The organism is Polaribacter sp. Asnod1-A03 (assembly GCF_045063585.1).
GTDB lineage: Bacteria > Bacteroidota > Bacteroidia > Flavobacteriales > Flavobacteriaceae > Polaribacter.
Window position 1 is genome coordinate 2,692,971 of record NZ_JBEFOE010000009.1, and the last position, 18,224, is coordinate 2,711,194.

Genomic DNA, 18,224 nt, shown 5'->3' on the forward strand with positions numbered 1-18,224 from the left:
AAAAAGAGAATAAAAAAAACTCCTTTCAGTTTATAAATTGAAAGGAGTTTTTTTATATCAATATTAATTTCTTACAAAGTAAACTTTTTTGATCTTATTATTTTCGATATGATAAATAGCTAGAGCTTCTATTATTTTATCATTAAACTGAACACGTTCTTTATCTATAACAACATTCCCTTTTACAATTCTATTTTCTAATTCGCAATGTAGGTTCGTTACATCTTTAAACATTTTTCCATATCTTTTTCTCATGGTTTCTTTTCCTTTGTAATTTAAAGTGTTCGGAAAAGTGTAAACTTCTACATCCTCTGCATAAGGTTCTAAAAAGGCTTCAATATCTCTAAGATTATAAGCGTCTAATTGTTGTTGGGCTAAATCTTCTGGAGTAACTTTTTTATCAGCAGTATTAGAAAATGTTTTTTTATCTAAACTTAAGTTTGCAATGTGTGTTTGTGATAAAAAAGGTAGAGAAAAAATTAAGAATGGTAATAAAAATTTATATTTCATTTAGTTGATGTAATTAGTTTTTGAGCGAATTTATGTTTTTAATCTAATTAAATCAAATTAGTATTTCTTAGAATAAAAATTTTTACTCCTTTTACAGCTGTTAAATAACTAATGTTAAATTTGTAATCTAGTACTGTTTTATATTTCTAAGGTAATCATAAAAACAAAATGAATTTTTCTGCTAAAATAATATTAAAAAATCAACAAATATTTCTTCCAGTTTTGGAAGAAAAAAAAGTAGAACTCTTTATAAAAAGAGAAGATTTAATTCATCCTTTTGTTTCTGGTAATAAGTTCAGAAAACTGAAATACAATCTTGCAGAAGCTAAAAATCAACAGAAAAAAACGGTGTTAACTTTTGGTGGTGCTTTTTCTAATCATATTGTAGCAACTGCAGTTGCTGCTAATTTAAACGGTTTTAATTCTATCGGAATTATTAGAGGTGATGAATTAGCAATAGATTTAGATAAAACTTTAGCAACTAATGCAACACTAAAAGAAGCAAAGAAAAACGGGATGCTTTTTGAGTTTGTTTCTAGAGAAACATACAGAAATAAAACATCAGAAAGATTTATCAATCAACTAAAAGAAAAGTTTGGCGATTTTTATTTAGTTCCGGAAGGCGGAACGAATGAATTTGCAGTAAAAGGATGTGAAGAAATTTTAAATGAAGAAGATTTTAAATTCGATTATATTTGTTGTGCTGTAGGAACAGGAGGAACCATTTCTGGTTTGATAAATGCATCAAAAGAAAATCAAAAAATAATTGGTTTTACTGCTTTAAAAGGTGATTTTTTGCAAAAAGAAATTCATAAATTTGTAAAAAAAGAGAACAATTGGACTTTAGAAACCAATTATCATTTTGGAGGATACGCAAAATATAATAACGATTTAATCAGTTTTATAAATACTTTTAAAGAAAATACAGGTGTTTTATTAGATCCTATTTATACTGGTAAAATGGTGTTTGGTATATTAGATTTGATAAAAAAAGATGCATTTAAACAAGGATCTAAAATTGTAGCAATCCATACAGGAGGAATTCAAGGAATTGAAGGGTTTAATCAAAAATTGAAAAAGAAGAATCAGCAAATAATTAAAGTTTTATGAAATTGAGGTTTATAATGTATTGTATTTGTTTGTTGATTTTTGCAAGTTGTGGATCAAAAAAAAGAGTTTTATCTAAGAAAAAGAATTCTGGGGTAGTTTTAAATGAACCAAAACCAAAGAATTTACCATCTGTAAATGAAAAAGAGATTACAAGAGATTTAGCAAGTAAAAACCCTAATTTAAGTAATAAAACCATTGCTTATATTAGAAAATATGCTCCTATTGCAGTAAAAGAAATGTATGATTATAAAATACCAGCAAGTATAACTTTAGCTCAAGGAATTTTAGAGTCTGGTGGTGGAACAGGAACGTTAGCATCTAAATCTAATAATCATTTTGGTATTAAATGCCATACAGGTTGGCTAGGAGAACGTGTTTATCATGATGATGATGAAAAAGGAGAATGTTTTAGAAAATATCAATATGTAGAAACTTCTTACAAAGATCATTCAGAGTTTTTATCGAAAAGAAAAAGATATGCTTTCTTGTTTAATTACAGTACAGAAGATTACAAAAAATGGGCAAAAGGCTTAAAAAAAGCAGGTTATGCTACAGATAAACAATACCCTAATAAATTAATTAGAATTATAGAAATGTATAAACTTTATGAGTTTGATAAACCAACTTCTAAAAAAAATAAAGCTATTGAACCCACTTATACCAATAATTACTATATAGTTAAAAAGGGAGATACTTTATATTCTATTGCAAAAAAACTACAAACTTCTGTAAAAAGAATTAAAGAAGTAAATCAATTAAATAATAATACAATTTCTATTAATCAGCGTTTAATAATAAAATAATATGAAAATAATTAAATCAATAAACGGGAAACATCCACAAATACCAGAAGATTGTTATGTGGCAGAAAATGCAGTTGTTATTGGTGATGTTTCTTTAGGTAAAGAGTGTAGTATTTGGTTTAATGCGGTAATTCGTGGAGATGTACATTATATAAAAATTGGTAACAAGGTTAATATACAAGACGGAGCAGTTATACATGCAACTTATTTAAAATCTCCCACAAATATTGGTAATAATGTTTCTATAGGGCATAATGCGTTAGTACATGGCTGTACCATTCATGATAATGTTTTAGTTGGTATGGGAAGTATTATTATGGATGATTGTGTAATAGAATCTAACTCAATTATTGCAGCAGGTGCTGTTGTAACTAAAAATACACATGTAAAAAGTGGAAGTATTTATGCAGGAGTGCCAGCCAAAAAAGTAAAAGATGTTTCAGAAGAATTAATTTCTGGAGAAATTGATAGAATAGCAAATAATTACGTAAAATATTCTAGTTGGTATACAGAGTAGAGTTTGGGCGTTACACAAGGTCGAGCTTTCGCTACTCGCTTTTTTTCGTGCCTCAAAAAGAGCTCAAACATGCCGCTCTATCCCTAACGCTAAAATAAATAAAATTTAAAACCCAATTTCAATTAAGAAATTGGGTTTTTCAAATTAATTAATCAACCAAAACTAATTATTTGCCCCTTTGTGTTCTATCGTCTTTTCTAGAATTTTCTTTACCTCCTTTTCTACCTTTCATTGCCATCATTTTTCTTCCTTTTTGCATTTTCTCAAACTTTTCAAATTGCTCTTCATTTAAGATGTCTTTCATCTTATTCTTCATCATAATTTGATTGTCTAATCTTTTATTTTGCATTGCAAACATTTGATCTGCTGTTGGTCTTTGTCTAGGCTCGTCTTTATTTGCCTTTCTTTTTTCCATTTCAGCTTTTCTTTCTTCCATTTGTGTCATTAAGATAGGCTTAATTTGGTTTTGCTGCTTTTCTGATAAATCTAAAGTTAAAGCCATTTTTTTAACAGCTAAAGTAGATTGTTGTTCTGTTGTAAATTTAGGTCCTTTTTGTCCTCTTTTTTTCTGTGCTTGTGTAGTAAATGTAACTGCTATTACTAATACTAAGATGCTTGCTATTTTTTTCATAATCTTATGCTTTTATGTTAATGTTTATATCTCTTTGACAGATAAAATTTAAAAAGGTTTAATTTAACTTTTGATTTAACAAGCATTTAACAGGGTAAATGGAGTTAATAAAAAAACTCGATTTCAATAAAGAAACCGAGTTTTAACAAAATAAATAAATTAATAATTAATTTCTTCTTTGTCCACCACCTCTTCTATTTTTCTTTTGTTCTTCTGCAATTGATTTGTATTTTTCTAACTGATCTTTATCTAATATAGTTGCTAATTTATCTGTAAAAGCAGCTTCTTTAGCTTCTCTTTCTGCTCTCATTTTTTCACGATCATCTCTAGATGGTCTTTCATCAGAATTTTGCTGGCTTTTTCTTAAGTCTTGCGCATTTTTTCTTTCTTCAATTTGTGCTACTAAAAGAGGTTTTATTTTATCTTGTTGCTCTTCAGTTAAGTTTAAATCTGTTGTCCATTTTTTTAACATATTTTCAATGTTATTTCCCTCTCTTTTCCCTTCTCTTTTTTGAGCCTGAGTAGTTAAAGTAAAAGCGAATACTAAAACTAAAATTGTTGTTATTTTTTTCATTTTTTAAATTTTTTAATTACCATACTAAGACAGTAAAGTTTATAAAAGGTTTAAATTTGTATCTTAATTTTTAAATGATTAGAAATGAAAAAAATTATTTGGTTATTATTCTTTGTTCCGTTTTTTATTGCGGCACAGCAAGATATAGATAGTATAAAGGTAGATTTAGGTAATCCACATGCAACAGTATACACTCATTTATATTTTTTACAACCAGATTCTTATGATGCTAAAAAAGCTGCAAAAACAATTCTAGGTTTATCAGAAGAAAAAGCAATAGACAAAGCTGTTAAAATTAAGCAAGTGTTAGATGGTAAAGGTTTGTATGTGGATGTAAATAAAATACCCACAAATCCTTCGTATAAAGATTCTATAGGGTATTCTAGTTTTTATAAATATGTGTTATTTCCTCAGAGAATGCCTCAAATTTATGTAGAAAAGGTAGGCGATAATTGGTATTATTCTACAGAAACTGTAGCTAAAATTGATGATTTGTATAAAGAGGTTTTTCCTTGGTATGTTCAAAAAATACAAAAATTTATTCCAGAATATGGTCATAAAGAAGTTTTAGGAGTACAATTATGGCAATTTGTAGGATTGTTTATAATATTGATATTAGGTTATGTTATTTTCTTGATAGTTAAAAGAATTGCCTTTTATTCTTTACGTAAAATTCAGCAGCAAATAACAAAGAACACTAATTCGGCTGTTAATGAGGTTCTTAAAAAATTAGCACATCCTATTAGTCTATTGGTTGCAGTGTCTTTTGTAGATAAAATATTTCCTTCATTGCATTTTGCTTTAGAAATTAATACGTGGGTGTTTTTAGCTTTAAATATTGCAGAAACCATATTTTGGATATATGTTTTTTTGAAATTAATAAAAGTTATAATGCATATTTATTCTGAGTTTACAGAAAAAACGCATGGTAGGTTAGATGACCAATTAGTGCCTATATTAAATAGTTTTTTTACAGGAGTAGTACTAATCGTTGGGTTTTTTAGGTTGTTGGTGCTTTTTGGGGTGGATACAACTACTATGTTAGCCGGTGCAACTATTGGTGGTTTGGCTTTCGCTTTGGCTTCCCAAGACACTGTTAAGAATTTGATTGGTACTATTATGATTTTTCTTGATAAACCTTTTCATATAGAAGATTGGATAGAAGCAGGAGAAGTAGTTGGTACTGTAGAAAAAGTAGGATTTAGATCTACGCAAGTTAGAGCTGCAGATACTTCTGTTTATCAAATACCAAATAGTAGATTGTCTGAACTTGTTATAAACAATAAAGGATTGCGTTTATTTAGACGTTATAATACTAATTTAGGCTTGCGTTACGATACACCACCAGAGTTAATAGAAGCTTTTGTAAAAGGTGTTAGAGAAATTATTATTGCGCACCCAGAAACTCGTTCAGATTCTTATAATGTAGAGTTTACAGGTTTTGGAGATTCTGCATTATTGGTAATGGTAAATGTCTATTTTAAAAGTTTAGCTTGGGGTGTAGAGCAATCTTCTAAACACAGATTACACATTGCAATTGTAAAATTAGCAAAGGAACTGGGTGTAGATTTTGCATTTCCATCAACTACGGTTACTATAGAACAGTTTCCAGAGAAGAAAGGATTAGAACCAAAATATAATACTGAACAAGCTAGAATTGATGCTGTAATAACAAAGGTAATTTCTGATTTTAATGAAGAAGTTATTAATGGAGATTCTGAATAATAATTAGAAAAATAGGTTTTTTTTAGAATAATTAAGCCTATTTTTTTATTGATTTAACGAGAAATAGATGGAAAATAAATTGCTTATTTTTAAAACAGTTGCTAACTATTTAAGTTTTACAAAAGCGGCAGAACAATTGTTTGTTTCTCAACCAGCAATATCTAAAACAATAAGAAATCTAGAAGATAAGTATAAAACTACTTTTTTTCTAAGGAAAAGAAATTCGATAGAGTTAACCAATGAGGGAAAAGCTTTTTTAATATATGTTGATAAGATTCTAGAAATTTATCAGGAAATGGAAAATCAATTTCTACATAAAAAAGAAACTTTTCCGGATGTTATAAATTTTGGAGTTAGTACAACTTTGGCTAATTATATAATGCCAATAGTTATTGCAAAATTTAGAATGCAATTTCCTAAAATAAAATTCGAAATAATTTCTGGTAATTCTGATGATATAGAAGAATTGATTTTGAATCAGAAATTAAATTTTGGAATTATAGAAGGAAAAAATACCAATAGAAAATTACAGTTTAATAAGTTTATTAAAGATGAAATTGTTTTGGTTACAAATGCTAAAAATAATCGTTTTAAAAATGGAACAATAACTCTAGATAGCTTACAAGAAATTCCTTTAATTATGAGGGAAATTGGCTCTGGTACAAAAGAAATTGTTTTACAGCATTTAAATGATAAAGGTGTTTTTAAACTAAATACTGTGGTAACTTTAAACAGTACAGAAGCTATTAAGAATTACCTTTTAAATTCTGATAATTATGCTTTTATTTCTATAAATGCTATCTCAGAAGATTTAATTAACAACAAGCTTAAAATAATTGATGTTAAAGATTTATTGGTAGAAAGATGGTTTTATTTTGTTTCTAGAACAGGATATCAATCTAACTTAATGAGTTTTTTTGAAAAATACACTTTAAGTAATTATAACTTTTAGTTATATCAAACAATTTATTTGTTTGCTTAAAAGTTATGCAAACTAATTAGTTTTGTATCGTTAAATAAGAACGATATGAAAAATTTAATCGCAAAAATCACTTTTTTTTCAATTATAATTATAGCATTATTAGGTTTTTTAAATAGTTCTATAGCTTTGATTCTTGGTTTTATATTTGCTTTAATTTTTAAAAATCCATATAAAAAATACAGTTACAAAGCGATACATCATTTTTTAAAAATAGCTGTGGTAGGTTTGGGTTTTGGTATGCTTTTAAAGGAAACTTTAATAACAAGTAAAAAAGCTTTTGGTATAACTTTTTTCTCAATTTTTTTAACGATTAGTTTAGGTTTTTTATTGACAAAATTATTTAGGGTTGATAAAAAATTAGGTCATCTTATAACTTCTGGAACTTCTATTTGTGGCGGAAGTGCTATTGCAGCAATTTCACCAGTAATTAAAGCAAAAACAAAAGCTATTAGTGTTGCTTTAGGTATTGTTTTTCTTCTAAACTCGATTGCTTTGTTTGTTTTTCCTTCAATTGGTCATTTATTAAAGTTGTCTCAAGAGCAATTTGGATTATGGTGTGCAATTGCAATACACGATACAAGTTCTGTTGTAGGAGCTGCATTAACTTACGGAGATGAAGCTTTAAAAGTAGCAACAACCGTAAAATTATCTAGAACACTTTGGATAATTCCTTTGTCGGTTTTTTCGATGTTTATTTTTAAGACAAAAGGAGAAAAAATTAAAATTCCATATTTTATTTTACTTTTTATATTGGCGGTAATTGTAAATAGTTGTGATGTAATTCCAACCGAGATAACAGTAGAAATTGTACATTATGCCAAAAAGATATTAATAGTAACGTTGTTTCTTGTCGGATCAACAATTTCTTTAAAGGATTTAAAATCAACCGGAATAAAACCAGTTTTGTTAGCATTAAGTTTGTGGGTATTTATATCAATATTCTCATTGATTTATATCCTATTTTAAAGCTGTATAGGAGTTAAAAAAAACTTAAAGTCCGATTAATTTAATTAATAAAAAAAGATTAAACTTACCTTTATTTTTTATAAAATAACAAGATGAAAACAAACATATTTGCAATATTTTTAACTGTATTTACCTTACAGTTTAGCAATGCACAAAACGATCAATTACAATGGTTAGATATTGATTTAGCCAATTATAAATATCCTTTTCCTGTAGATGTTTTAGACTTAAATGTTCAAGCTCAAGATTTAAAAATGGCTTATATGGATGTTAAACCAGATAATTATAACGGAAAAAATATAGTATTAATTCATGGTAAAAATTTTAACGGTGCTTATTGGAAAACAACCATAGACGCTTTAATTAAAGAAGGTTTTAGAGTAATTGTACCAGATCAAATAGGTTTTGGTAAATCTACAAAACCGGCATATTTTCATTACACTTTTCAGCAATTAGCTAAAAATACAAAGTTACTTTTAGATTTTTTAGAGATTGAAAAATCTGCAATTCTAGGACATTCTATGGGAGGTATGATTGCAACTCGTTTTGCGTTAATGTATCCAGAAATTACAGAGAAATTAATATTAGAAAATCCGATAGGATTAGAAGATTGGAAACTAAAAGTACCATATCAATCCGTAGATTGGTGGTATAAAAATGAACTAAAAAAGAGTTACGAAGGAATTAAAAAATATCAATTAGTAAGTTATTATGATAATAAATGGAAACCAGAATATGACCAATGGGTAAATTTATTAGCGGGTTGGACATTAAATTCTGATTACAAAAGAGTTGCTTGGAATGCAGCTTTAACTTACGATATGATTTTTACACAACCAGTAGTTTATGAATTTAAAAACATTACATCACCAACACTTTTAATTATTGGTACAAGAGATAGAACAGCATTAGGTAAACCTTTGGTTTCTGCCGAGGTTGAAAAAACTATGGGATTATATAGTAATTTAGGTAAAGAAACACAAAAGAAAATTCCTGATGCAGAATTAATAGAAATAGAAAATGTTGGGCATTTACCACATATAGAAAAGTTTAATGCCTTTATAAATCCATTAATAAAATTCTTAAAAAAATAACAGAGAATAAAACTGTATTTTAAGTAATAAAAAAGCCTTTTCAATTATTATAAATTGAAAAGGCTTTTTTTATAGAAGAGATTAAAAGTAAAATTAATTAGTAATTTCTTTAATTCTAACATAAACCAATTTCATTCTTCCTTTAGATTGACGACTTTCTATTTCGAAAGTATTGATAGATTTAATTAACGGAGTTAATTTTTGAAATCCATAGTTTCTAGAATCAAAATTGGGTCTTTTCTTTTGCATTAAACTACCAACGTCACCTAAAAAAGCCCAACCATCATCATCAGCAACATCATCTATACTTGTTGCTATTAAACGAATTTCTTTTTGGGTAATTTTATCATATTCATTTTTATTATTTACTGTAGTTTCTATTTCGTCTTTTTGGACTTGTTGTTTTAAAATTTCTATGTAAATAAATTTATCACAAGCAACAATAAAAGGATTTGGAGTTTTCTTTTCTCCTAATCCATAGACTTTCATGCCAGCTTCTCGCAATCTCATTGCTAGGCGAGTAAAGTCACTATCACTAGAAACAATACAAAAACCATCTACTTTTTGTGAGTATAAAATATCCATAGCATCAATAATCATTGCAGAATCTGTGGCATTTTTACCCGTTGTATAACCATATTGTTGAATGGGAGTTATGGCATTTTCTAACAATAAATTTTTCCATTTAGATAAGTTTGGTTTTGTCCAATCACCATAAATACGTTTAATAGTTGGATTACCATATTTTGCAATTTCCTCCATCATTTCTTTTACATAAGCAGATGGTATATTATCTCCATCAATCAAAACTGCTAACTTTATTTCCATAATTTAAATACGTCTTTGTGTTTTAGATAAAGATACTTCCTTTAAAAGAAATAACAATAAAAATGCAATGGTTTTAATAAATAGAGCATGTTTAATTCATTTTTTATAAAGGAAAGAAGTTTTTGTTGTTATTTATGAAAATATTAATCTTTAAAATCACTTAAAAGTAATATTTTCGTGCTGTATTTCAAGATAATAGTTTTTATCTTTTTATTTGAAATTTTTAAGTATGAAACATCTTCTTTACATTTTTTTCTTAACATTTACAGTATCTTTTTTTTCTCAAATAGAAGACCCGATAGAATGGTCTACATCCGTAGAAAAAATTTCTGAAACAGAATATTTATTGGTTTCTAAAGCAACTATAGAAAGAGGTTGGCATTTATATTCTCAAAATGTTCCAGAAGACGGACCAATACCAACAACCTTTACTTATGATGATTCTAAAAATAACTTCTCTTTAGAAGATAAAACGTTAGAGGAAGAAGGTCATACTGTAGATGATCCTGTTTTTGGAATGGAAATTAAATTTTTTGAAGATTTAGCTATTTTTAAACAGAAAATAACGACTATTTCAGATGTAAATATAGTTAACGGTATTGTAGAATTTATGGTTTGTGATGATTCTAAATGTTTGCCACCAACAGAAATAGATTTAGTTTTTAACCTTCCTAAAAAAACAAATGCTGTTTTTAAGAATCAAAATGAGATGTTAAGTCCTGTTAAATGGAAAACATCAGTAGAAAAAATTTCTGATGATGAGTATGACTTAATAATAGATGCAGAATTAGAAAAAGATTGGCATTTGTATTCTCAATACACAGCAGACGGAGGTTCGTTACCAGTTATTATTACAAAAGCCAAAGAAAACGATGCTTATCAACTACAAGGGAAAGCTGTAGAAAGTGATACAATTAAAAAGTTTAGTGATGTTTTTGAAGTACAAGAAACTTTTTTTGCAGACAAAGCAACTTTAAAACAAAGAGTTAAATTAACTAAAGAACTAGCTACAATTACTTTAAATTTAACGGGGCAAGTTTGTAAAGAGGCTTGTATTCAGATTGATGAGAATTTTGTTTTTTCTCTAAATGGAAATAAAGAAACTACCAATTTAACAACGACTAAAATAAATAATACCTCTGTAAATAATCTTCTTTACGGGATGGATACAGATCATTTAATTATTTCTGATATAAAATGCGATGATGAGGTTATAAGTAGTGCTAAAGATATACAAAGTGGAGAGAAATCTTTGTGGAGCATTTTCGGACTAGGTTTTTTAGGAGGACTATTGGCTTTATTAACGCCATGTGTTTTTCCGATGATTCCGTTAACAGTTAGTTTTTTTACAAAAAAAAGTGGGCGAAATAGAAGTGCTGGAGTTTCGAAAGCTTTATTATATGGCTTCTTTATTTTTGCAGTTTATATTATTTTAAGTCTACCATTCCATTTATTAGATTCTGTAAATCCAGATATCTTAAACGAAATATCAACCAATATTTGGCTAAATATTATCTTTTTTATTGTTTTTGTGTTTTTTGCTTTTTCTTTCTTCGGATATTATGAGTTAACACTTCCTGCAAGTTGGACTAATAAAACTACAGAAGGAGAAAGTTCTGGTGGTTTTGTCGGAATCTTTTTTATGGCATTAACTTTAGCCATTGTTTCTTTTTCTTGTACAGGACCAATTTTAGGGTCTTTATTAGCAGGTTCTTTAACTGCAGATGGCGGCGCTTGGCAATTAACTGCAGGTATGGCTGGTTTTGGAGTGTCTTTAGGTTTACCGTTTGCATTATTTGCAATGTTTCCTAATATGATGAATGCTTTGCCAAAATCTGGAGGTTGGTTAAATACCACAAAAGTAATTTTAGGGTTTTTAGAACTGGCTTTAGCTTTTAAATTTTTATCAAATGCAGATTTAGTTGCACATTGGAATCTCTTAAAAATAGAACCTTTCTTATTATTATGGATTTTAATTTTTGCCGGTTTAGCTTTATATTTATTAGGCAAAATTAAATTTCCGCACGATTCTCCAATAAAGAAATTATCTTTTCCTAGAATTGCAGGAGGTATTTTAGTAGCATCTTTTGTAATTTATTTGGCTTCTGGTTTTATGGTAAATAAAGAAACCAAAACATTTACTCCGTTAACTTTACTTAGTGGTTTAGCTCCACCAGTTGGTTATAGTTTTATATACCCAAACGATTGTCCAAATAATTTAGATTGTTTTAAAGATTTAAAAGCAGGTATAGAATATGCAAAGAAAGTAAACAAACCTATAATGTTAGATTTTACAGGTTATGCATGTGTAAATTGTAGAAAAATGGAAGAGCATGTTTGGCCAAATCCGAAGATTGATGATTATTTACGAAACGATTATGTTTTAATCTCTTTGTATGTTGATGATAAAAAAGAATTACCGAAAGAAGAGCAGATTTTAGTAAATCGTGTGAATGGAGGAACTAGAAAGTTAAAGAATTACGGACATAAATGGGCAAATTATCAAACACAGTTTTTTAAAACAAACTCGCAGCCTTATTATGTGTTGTTAAATTCTGATGCAACAAAAATTCTAAACCAAGCAGTTGGTTATACGCCAGATGAAAATGAATATGCACAGTTTTTAAAATGTGGTTTAGAGGTTTTTAATAAAAGTAATAAAGAGTAAATTTTGAAACTTTAATAAGTTATGAATTCATCAAAAGAAACTATAGTAAAATTAGATTTAGAGCAGTATTTTAATCAATTTAGAGAAAATATTGTTGGTATCAATCAAACATTTCAATCTCCTTATGGAGAACAAAAATTAATCTATACAGATTGGACAGCAAGCGGAAGATTGTATGCGACAATTGAAGAAAAATTATTAAAACAATTTGGACCTTTTGTGGCAAATACCCATACAGAAACATCTACTTCTGGTGCAGCAATGACGTTGGCTTATCATGAAGCTAGAAATATTATTAAGCGCCATGTTAATGCAACAAAAGATGATGTTTTAATTACAGCAGGTACTGGTATGACGGGAGCTGTGAATAAGTTTCAAAGAATTTTAGGATTAAAGATCTCAGAAAATTTTAAAAATTATACTACAATTCCAGAAGAGTTAAAGCCTATTGTTTTTGTAAGCCATATGGAACATCACTCTAATCAAACTTCTTGGTTAGAAACAATTGCAGATGTAGAGGTTGTACCTTGTAATGATGAAGGTTTATTGTGCTTAAAAGAATTTGAAAAAAGTATTTTAAAACATAAAGATAGAAAAATTAAAATTGTTTCTATAACTTCTTGCTCTAATGTAACAGGTATCGAAACTCCTTATCATGAAATTGCAAAATTAATACATAATTACAACGGACTGTGTTTTGTAGATTTTGCATGTTGTGCGCCTTACGTAAGTATTAATATGCATCCAGAAAACGAAGAAGAGTATTTAGATGCTATTTTCTTTTCTCCCCATAAATTTTTAGGAGGACCAGGAACTTCTGGTGTTTTAATTTTTAATAAGAAATTATATAAAAATACCATTCCAGATAATCCAGGAGGAGGTACAGTAAGTTATACAAATCCTTGGGGACAACATGATTATTTTGATGATGTAGAAACAAGAGAAGATGGTGGAACACCAGGTTTTTTACAAACAATTAAAATTGCTCTTTCAATACAGTTAAAAGAGAAAATGGGTGTAAAAAATATTAAAAATAGAGAAGAAGAAATAAATAAAGTTGTTTTTGAAACCTTAGAATCTTTGCCTGATGTTAAAATTTTAGCGCCAAGTCATAAAGAAAGGTTGAGTATTTTTTCTTTCTATTTTGAAAAATACCACTTTAATTTAGTTGTTAAATTGTTGAATGATCGTTTTGGAATTCAAACAAGAGGAGGTTGTTCTTGCGCCGGAACTTACGGTCATTTTTTATTAAATGTAGATCAGGAAACATCAAACAAAATAAAAGACGAAATTTTACACGGTTGCAACACTCAAAAACCAGGTTGGGTGCGTTTGTCTGTGCATCCAACAATAACTACAGAAGAATTAAATTTTATTTGTAATTCTTTAAAAGAATTGTCTGTAAATATAGAAGAATGGTCTAAAGACTATCAATACGAGGCAATTAAAAACGATTATACACACAAAACGGTAGATCCAATAGAAAAAGAATTGGTAAAAGAGTGGTTTAATATTTAGAATTTTATACTGAATCCTTCGTATTATAAAAAGAATCTGTAATATAGATCCATTAAATTATATTATTTTTAATGATATGTCAAATTTTTTAAAAAAAAGAGATATAGTTTTTTTATATCAATTTAATCTTTAGATTTGTCACTCAAACAAAGAGAATACAAATGTTAAATAACAATTTTACTCGTTTCTATTTTTACTTTTACTTTTTTAGTAAGAGGAGAGACTTTGTATCATGTTGTTAACAAGCATATAAAATATATAAAGTCTCGAATTTAATTCGAGGCTTTTTTTTTGATATAAAATGAAAAGAATTATAGCCATTCAAGGAGCCGAAGGTTCAAACCATCATAAAGTTGCACGCGACTTTTATGGAAACGCAATTGAGTTAAAAGAGTGCATGTCTTTTGATGAGTTGGTAGATAGTTTGTTAGATAAATCTTCAGATTTAGGGGTTATGGCTTTAGAGAACACAATTGCGGGTTCTATTATTCCTAATTATGCGTTAATTGATAAGCATAATTTACACATTATAGACGAGGAGTATTTAAATATTCATCATCATTTAATGGCTTTAAAGGGGCAAAAAATAGAAGATATTAAAGAGGTTTGGTCACATCCAATGGCATTATTACAATGTAAAGAATTCTTTAAAAAACATCCTCATATTAAATTGGTAGAAGATGTAGATACTGCAGAAGTTGCCAAAAGAATATCAAAAGAAAATTTAATTGGCATTGCAGCAATTGCTCCAAAAATTGCTGCAGAAATATTTGATTTAGAGGTTGTAGAAGATGAGTTACAAACCATAAAAGACAATTCTACAAGATTTGTAATTGTACAAACAGCAGTGCCAAAAGTAAATGAAGAAGTAAATAAAGCATCTTTAAAATTTGAATTAAATCATAAAAGAGGGAGTTTAGCTGCCATTTTAAATGTGTTGAGTGATTGTAAAATGAATTTAACTAAAATTCAATCTTTACCAGTAATAGAAACTCCTTGGAAATATTCTTTTTTTGTAGATGTTACTTTTGATGAATATAAAGATTACGAAAAAGCAAAAGCGATTATAGAAATAATGGCAGAAGAATTTAAAATTTTAGGAACTTACAAAAACGGTAGAAAATAATACAGTTATCCTGATAAGTATTTCGGGATTTTATTAAATAAAGATATGATACAACCAGCCAAAAGATTAGACACCGTACAAGAATACTATTTTTCTAAAAAATTAAGAGAAGTAAGAGGTTTAACGGCTGCAGGAAAACCAATTATCAATATGGGAATTGGCTCTCCAGATTTGCAACCACCAGTACAAGTTTTAGAAGCAATTCAAAATAGTTTAGGAGACGCAAGTGCGCATAAATATCAATCTTATCAAGGATTGCCAGAATTAAGAAATGCAATTGCTGCTTTTTATAAAAATAAGTTTTCTGTAGATGCTAATCCAGAAAATGAGATTTTACCTTTAATGGGTAGTAAAGAAGGAATTATGCATATTTCTATGGCTTTTTTAAATGAAGGCGATAAAGTTTTAATTCCAAATCCAGGGTATCCAACATATACTTCAGTTACCAAATTAGTAGGTGCAGAACCTCTTTTTTATAATTTGAGTGATGAGACCAATTGGCAACCAAATTTTGATGCATTAGAAAGTCAAGATTTAAGTGATGTAAAAATTATGTGGGTAAATTATCCGCACATGCCAACAGGTACAAATGCGACTTTAGAAACGTTCGAAAAGTTAGTTGCTTTTGGTAAAAAGCATAATATATTAATCATTAATGACAATCCTTATAGTTTTATTTTAAATGATAATCCGATTAGTATTTTACAAGTAGAAGGCGCAAAAAACATTGCTTTAGAGTTGAATTCTTTAAGTAAAACTTTTAATATGGCAGGTTGGCGCGTTGGTATGTTATTAGGTAATGCAACGTACATCAACGAAGTTTTAAAAGTAAAATCGAATATGGATTCTGGTATGTTTTACGGAATTCAAAAAGGAGCCATTGAAGCCTTACAATTACCTGATGATTGGTTTTCTGATCAGAATAAAATTTACGAAGAACGTAGAAATTTAATTTGGCAATTAGCAGATAAATTAGGTGCTACGTATAATAAAAATTCTACAGGATTATTTGTTTGGGCAAAAATTCCTGAAGGAAAAAAATCTGAAGAAGTAACAGATGCTGTTTTATATGATAACGATATTTTTATTACTCCAGGAACTATTTTTGGTTCTCAAGGAGAAGGATATATCCGATTTTCATTATGTGTAACAACAGATGTAATTAAAGAAGCAATATCAAGACTATAAGTTATGAAAAATATATATATGATTGGTATTGGTTTAATAGGAGGTAGTTTTGCTATCGACATTAAAAAGAACAATCCAGAAGTTATAATTCACGGAATTGATGCTAACGAAAGTCATTTAGATGAAGCTCTAAAATTAGGAGTAATTGAAGAGAAAGCAACTTTAGATGATTTAGAAAATGCAGATTTGGTAATTATATCGATTCCTGTTGATGCAACCGTAAAATTATTGCCAATTATTTTGGATAAGATATCAGATAACGGTTTGGTTGTAGATACTGGTTCAACAAAAGAAGCAATTTGTAAGGTGGTTGAACATCATCCAAAAAGACGTAATTTTTTAGCAGCGCATCCAATTGCAGGAACAGAAAATTCTGGACCAAAATCGGCTATATTTGGCTTATACGTTGGAAAAACGAATATTATTTGCGAAGTAGAAAAGACAACTTTTAAGCTTCAAGAGAAAGCTTTAAAGCTTTTTAGCGACATTGGAATGCGTATTAGATATATGGATCCGGTTTCTCATGACAAGCATATTGCGTATGTTTCGCACTTATCTCACATTAGTGCGTTTATGTTAGGTAAAACGGTTATTGATAAAGAAAGAAACGAACGTGATATTTTTGATATGGCAGGTTCAGGTTTTGCATCAACAGTGCGTTTGGCAAAAAGTTCGCCAGCAATGTGGACACCAATTTTTGAACAAAATAAAACAAACGTAATAGAAACGTTAGAAGAATACATCAATAATTTACAACGCTTTAAAGAGTTGATGGAACAAGATAATTTCTCTGAAATTTTTAACGAAATGGAGAATACAAATTATATAAAACAAATTTTAAACGGCATAAAATAATAAGCCAAAACAAGTAGAAAGATGGAGAATACTAAAGAATTAAGAACATGGTTGGATGATATGAAATTAGATCATCCACTAGTAATAGCAGGGCCTTGTAGTGCAGAAACCGAAGAACAGGTTTTAAAAATTGCACACGAATTAAAAGATTCTGATGTAAACTATTTTAGAGCAGGAATTTGGAAGCCTAGAACAAGACCAGGAAATTTTGAAGGAGTTGGTGCTTTAGGTTTAAAATGGTTACAAAAAGTAAAAGCAGAAACAGGTATGAAAACCTGTACAGAAGTTGCAAATGCAGCACACGTAAAGTTAGCTTTAGAATATGATGTAGATTTATTATGGATTGGTGCTCGTTCTACAGTATCTCCATTTATTATGCAAGAAATTGCAGATGCATTAGAAGGTACAGATAAAATTGTATTAGTTAAGAATCCAGTAAATCCAGATTTAGCTTTATGGTTAGGTGGTATCGAAAGATTATATACTGCAGGAATTAAAAACTTAGGAGCAATTCATAGAGGATTTTCAACATATGAAAAATCAAAATATAGAAATACTCCAGAATGGCAATTAGCTATTGAGTTTCAAAATAAATTTCCAGATTTACCATTAATCAACGATCCTTCTCATATCACAGGAAAAAGAGACATGGTTTTTGATGTTTGTCAAACTGCATTAGACTTAAATTTTGATGGTTTAATGATAGAAACTCATTACGATCCAGACAATGCTTGGTCAGATGCCGCACAACAAGTTACGCCAGATGCTTTAAAACAAATTATGGAAGATTTAAAGGTTAAAAAACAAACAGAAACTGCTGTAAGTTACAGAGAACCTTTAGAAAGTTTAAGAGCACAAATTAACGTTGTAGATGATCAATTAATTGATTTGTTAGGAAAACGTATGAAAGTTGCTGACAGTATTGGTGAACTTAAAAAAGAACAAAATGTAGCCGTTTTACAATCACGTCGTTGGAACGAGATTTTAGGAAACATGGTTTTAGAAGGAGAAAGTAAAGGTTTAAGTGAAGAATTTGTTTTAAAAATGTTTAAAGCAATTCACCAAGAATCTATCAATCATCAAGAAAAGATTATTAACGGATAATTTTTGGTATTAATTTATATAAAAA

General features: G+C 28.6%; 17 protein-coding genes. 13 read left to right on the forward strand and 4 right to left on the reverse strand.

Features of this window, described 5'->3' with window-relative positions:
• Positions 1-63: 63 nt before the first annotated feature.
• The gene (locus ACJJVY_RS12155) at positions 64-510 is read right to left on the reverse strand and encodes a nuclear transport factor 2 family protein (RefSeq protein WP_405608930.1); all 447 of its coding nucleotides are present in this window, start codon (positions 508-510) and stop codon (positions 64-66) included.
• A 168-nt stretch (positions 511-678) separates the two neighbouring features.
• Here ACJJVY_RS12155 and ACJJVY_RS12160 point away from each other — a divergent pair, with 168 nt between their 5' ends.
• From ACJJVY_RS12160 to ACJJVY_RS12170, 3 genes are read left to right on the forward strand one after another with little or no spacing between them, the layout of a single operon-like run.
• Entirely contained in the window at positions 679-1,620 is a 942-nt protein-coding gene (locus tag ACJJVY_RS12160) for a 1-aminocyclopropane-1-carboxylate deaminase/D-cysteine desulfhydrase (protein ID WP_405608933.1), read from the forward strand.
• 14 nt (positions 1,621-1,634) lie between these two features.
• Positions 1,635-2,423, forward strand: a complete 789-nt coding sequence (locus ACJJVY_RS12165) for a glucosaminidase domain-containing protein (protein WP_405608936.1) — start codon at positions 1,635-1,637, stop codon at positions 2,421-2,423.
• 1 nt (position 2,424) lies between these two features.
• Positions 2,425-2,940 carry a gamma carbonic anhydrase family protein gene (locus tag ACJJVY_RS12170; protein WP_405608939.1) on the forward strand — a complete coding sequence of 172 codons (516 nt, stop codon included), beginning with the start codon at positions 2,425-2,427 and terminating at the stop codon, positions 2,938-2,940.
• Positions 2,941-3,106: 166 nt separating this feature from the next.
• Here ACJJVY_RS12170 and ACJJVY_RS12175 read toward each other — a convergent pair whose 3' ends face one another.
• Both ACJJVY_RS12175 and ACJJVY_RS12180 read right to left on the reverse strand, forming a co-directional pair.
• Positions 3,107-3,571 carry a hypothetical protein gene (locus ACJJVY_RS12175; protein ID WP_405608942.1) on the reverse strand — a complete coding sequence of 155 codons (465 nt, stop codon included), beginning with the start codon at positions 3,569-3,571 and terminating at the stop codon, positions 3,107-3,109.
• 166 nt (positions 3,572-3,737) lie between these two features.
• Positions 3,738-4,145, reverse strand: a complete 408-nt coding sequence (locus tag ACJJVY_RS12180) for a hypothetical protein (RefSeq protein ID WP_405608945.1) — start codon at positions 4,143-4,145, stop codon at positions 3,738-3,740.
• An 84-nt stretch (positions 4,146-4,229) separates the two neighbouring features.
• On the opposite strand from ACJJVY_RS12180, the gene ACJJVY_RS12185 reads away from it, so the two are divergent.
• From ACJJVY_RS12185 to ACJJVY_RS12200, 4 genes are all read left to right on the forward strand, one after another.
• Positions 4,230-5,870, forward strand: coding sequence for a mechanosensitive ion channel family protein (locus ACJJVY_RS12185; protein ID WP_405608948.1), 1,641 nt, complete (start codon positions 4,230-4,232; stop codon positions 5,868-5,870).
• Between the two features lie 67 nt (positions 5,871-5,937).
• Entirely contained in the window at positions 5,938-6,822 is an 885-nt protein-coding gene (locus ACJJVY_RS12190) for a LysR substrate-binding domain-containing protein (protein ID WP_405608951.1), read from the forward strand.
• Positions 6,823-6,897: 75 nt separating this feature from the next.
• Positions 6,898-7,818 (forward strand): YeiH family protein, encoded by a 921-nt coding sequence (locus tag ACJJVY_RS12195; RefSeq protein WP_405608954.1) that lies wholly within the window; start codon positions 6,898-6,900, stop codon positions 7,816-7,818.
• A 92-nt stretch (positions 7,819-7,910) separates the two neighbouring features.
• Positions 7,911-8,912, forward strand: coding sequence for an alpha/beta fold hydrolase (locus tag ACJJVY_RS12200; RefSeq protein WP_405608957.1), 1,002 nt, complete (start codon positions 7,911-7,913; stop codon positions 8,910-8,912).
• Between the two features lie 93 nt (positions 8,913-9,005).
• Here the strand turns inward: ACJJVY_RS12200 and ACJJVY_RS12205 are convergent, their stop codons facing one another.
• A complete protein-coding gene (locus ACJJVY_RS12205; protein ID WP_405608960.1) occupies positions 9,006-9,740 on the reverse strand; it encodes an NYN domain-containing protein in 735 nt (244 codons plus the stop codon).
• Positions 9,741-9,969: 229 nt separating this feature from the next.
• Between ACJJVY_RS12205 and ACJJVY_RS12210 the strand changes: the two genes are divergently transcribed.
• The 6 genes from ACJJVY_RS12210 to ACJJVY_RS12235 all read left to right on the forward strand — a co-directional run bounded on the left by ACJJVY_RS12210 (position 9,970) and on the right by ACJJVY_RS12235 (position 18,199).
• On the forward strand, positions 9,970-12,408 hold the full coding sequence (locus tag ACJJVY_RS12210) for a protein-disulfide reductase DsbD domain-containing protein (protein WP_405608963.1): 2,439 nt from the start codon (positions 9,970-9,972) through the stop codon (positions 12,406-12,408).
• Between the two features lie 21 nt (positions 12,409-12,429).
• Entirely contained in the window at positions 12,430-13,926 is a 1,497-nt protein-coding gene (locus tag ACJJVY_RS12215) for an aminotransferase class V-fold PLP-dependent enzyme (protein ID WP_405608966.1), read from the forward strand.
• 301 nt (positions 13,927-14,227) lie between these two features.
• A complete protein-coding gene (locus ACJJVY_RS12220; protein ID WP_405608969.1) occupies positions 14,228-15,052 on the forward strand; it encodes a prephenate dehydratase in 825 nt (274 codons plus the stop codon).
• A 45-nt stretch (positions 15,053-15,097) separates the two neighbouring features.
• Complete coding sequence (locus tag ACJJVY_RS12225; RefSeq protein WP_405608972.1) at positions 15,098-16,240, forward strand: pyridoxal phosphate-dependent aminotransferase; 1,143 nt, start codon at positions 15,098-15,100, stop codon at positions 16,238-16,240.
• Between the two features lie 3 nt (positions 16,241-16,243).
• Positions 16,244-17,095: a prephenate dehydrogenase gene (locus ACJJVY_RS12230; RefSeq protein ID WP_405608975.1), complete on the forward strand. Its 852-nt coding sequence runs from the start codon at positions 16,244-16,246 to the stop codon at positions 17,093-17,095.
• A gap of 21 nt (positions 17,096-17,116) precedes the next feature.
• A complete protein-coding gene (locus ACJJVY_RS12235; protein WP_405608978.1) occupies positions 17,117-18,199 on the forward strand; it encodes a chorismate mutase in 1,083 nt (360 codons plus the stop codon).
• The last annotated feature ends 25 nt before the right edge of the window (positions 18,200-18,224 follow it).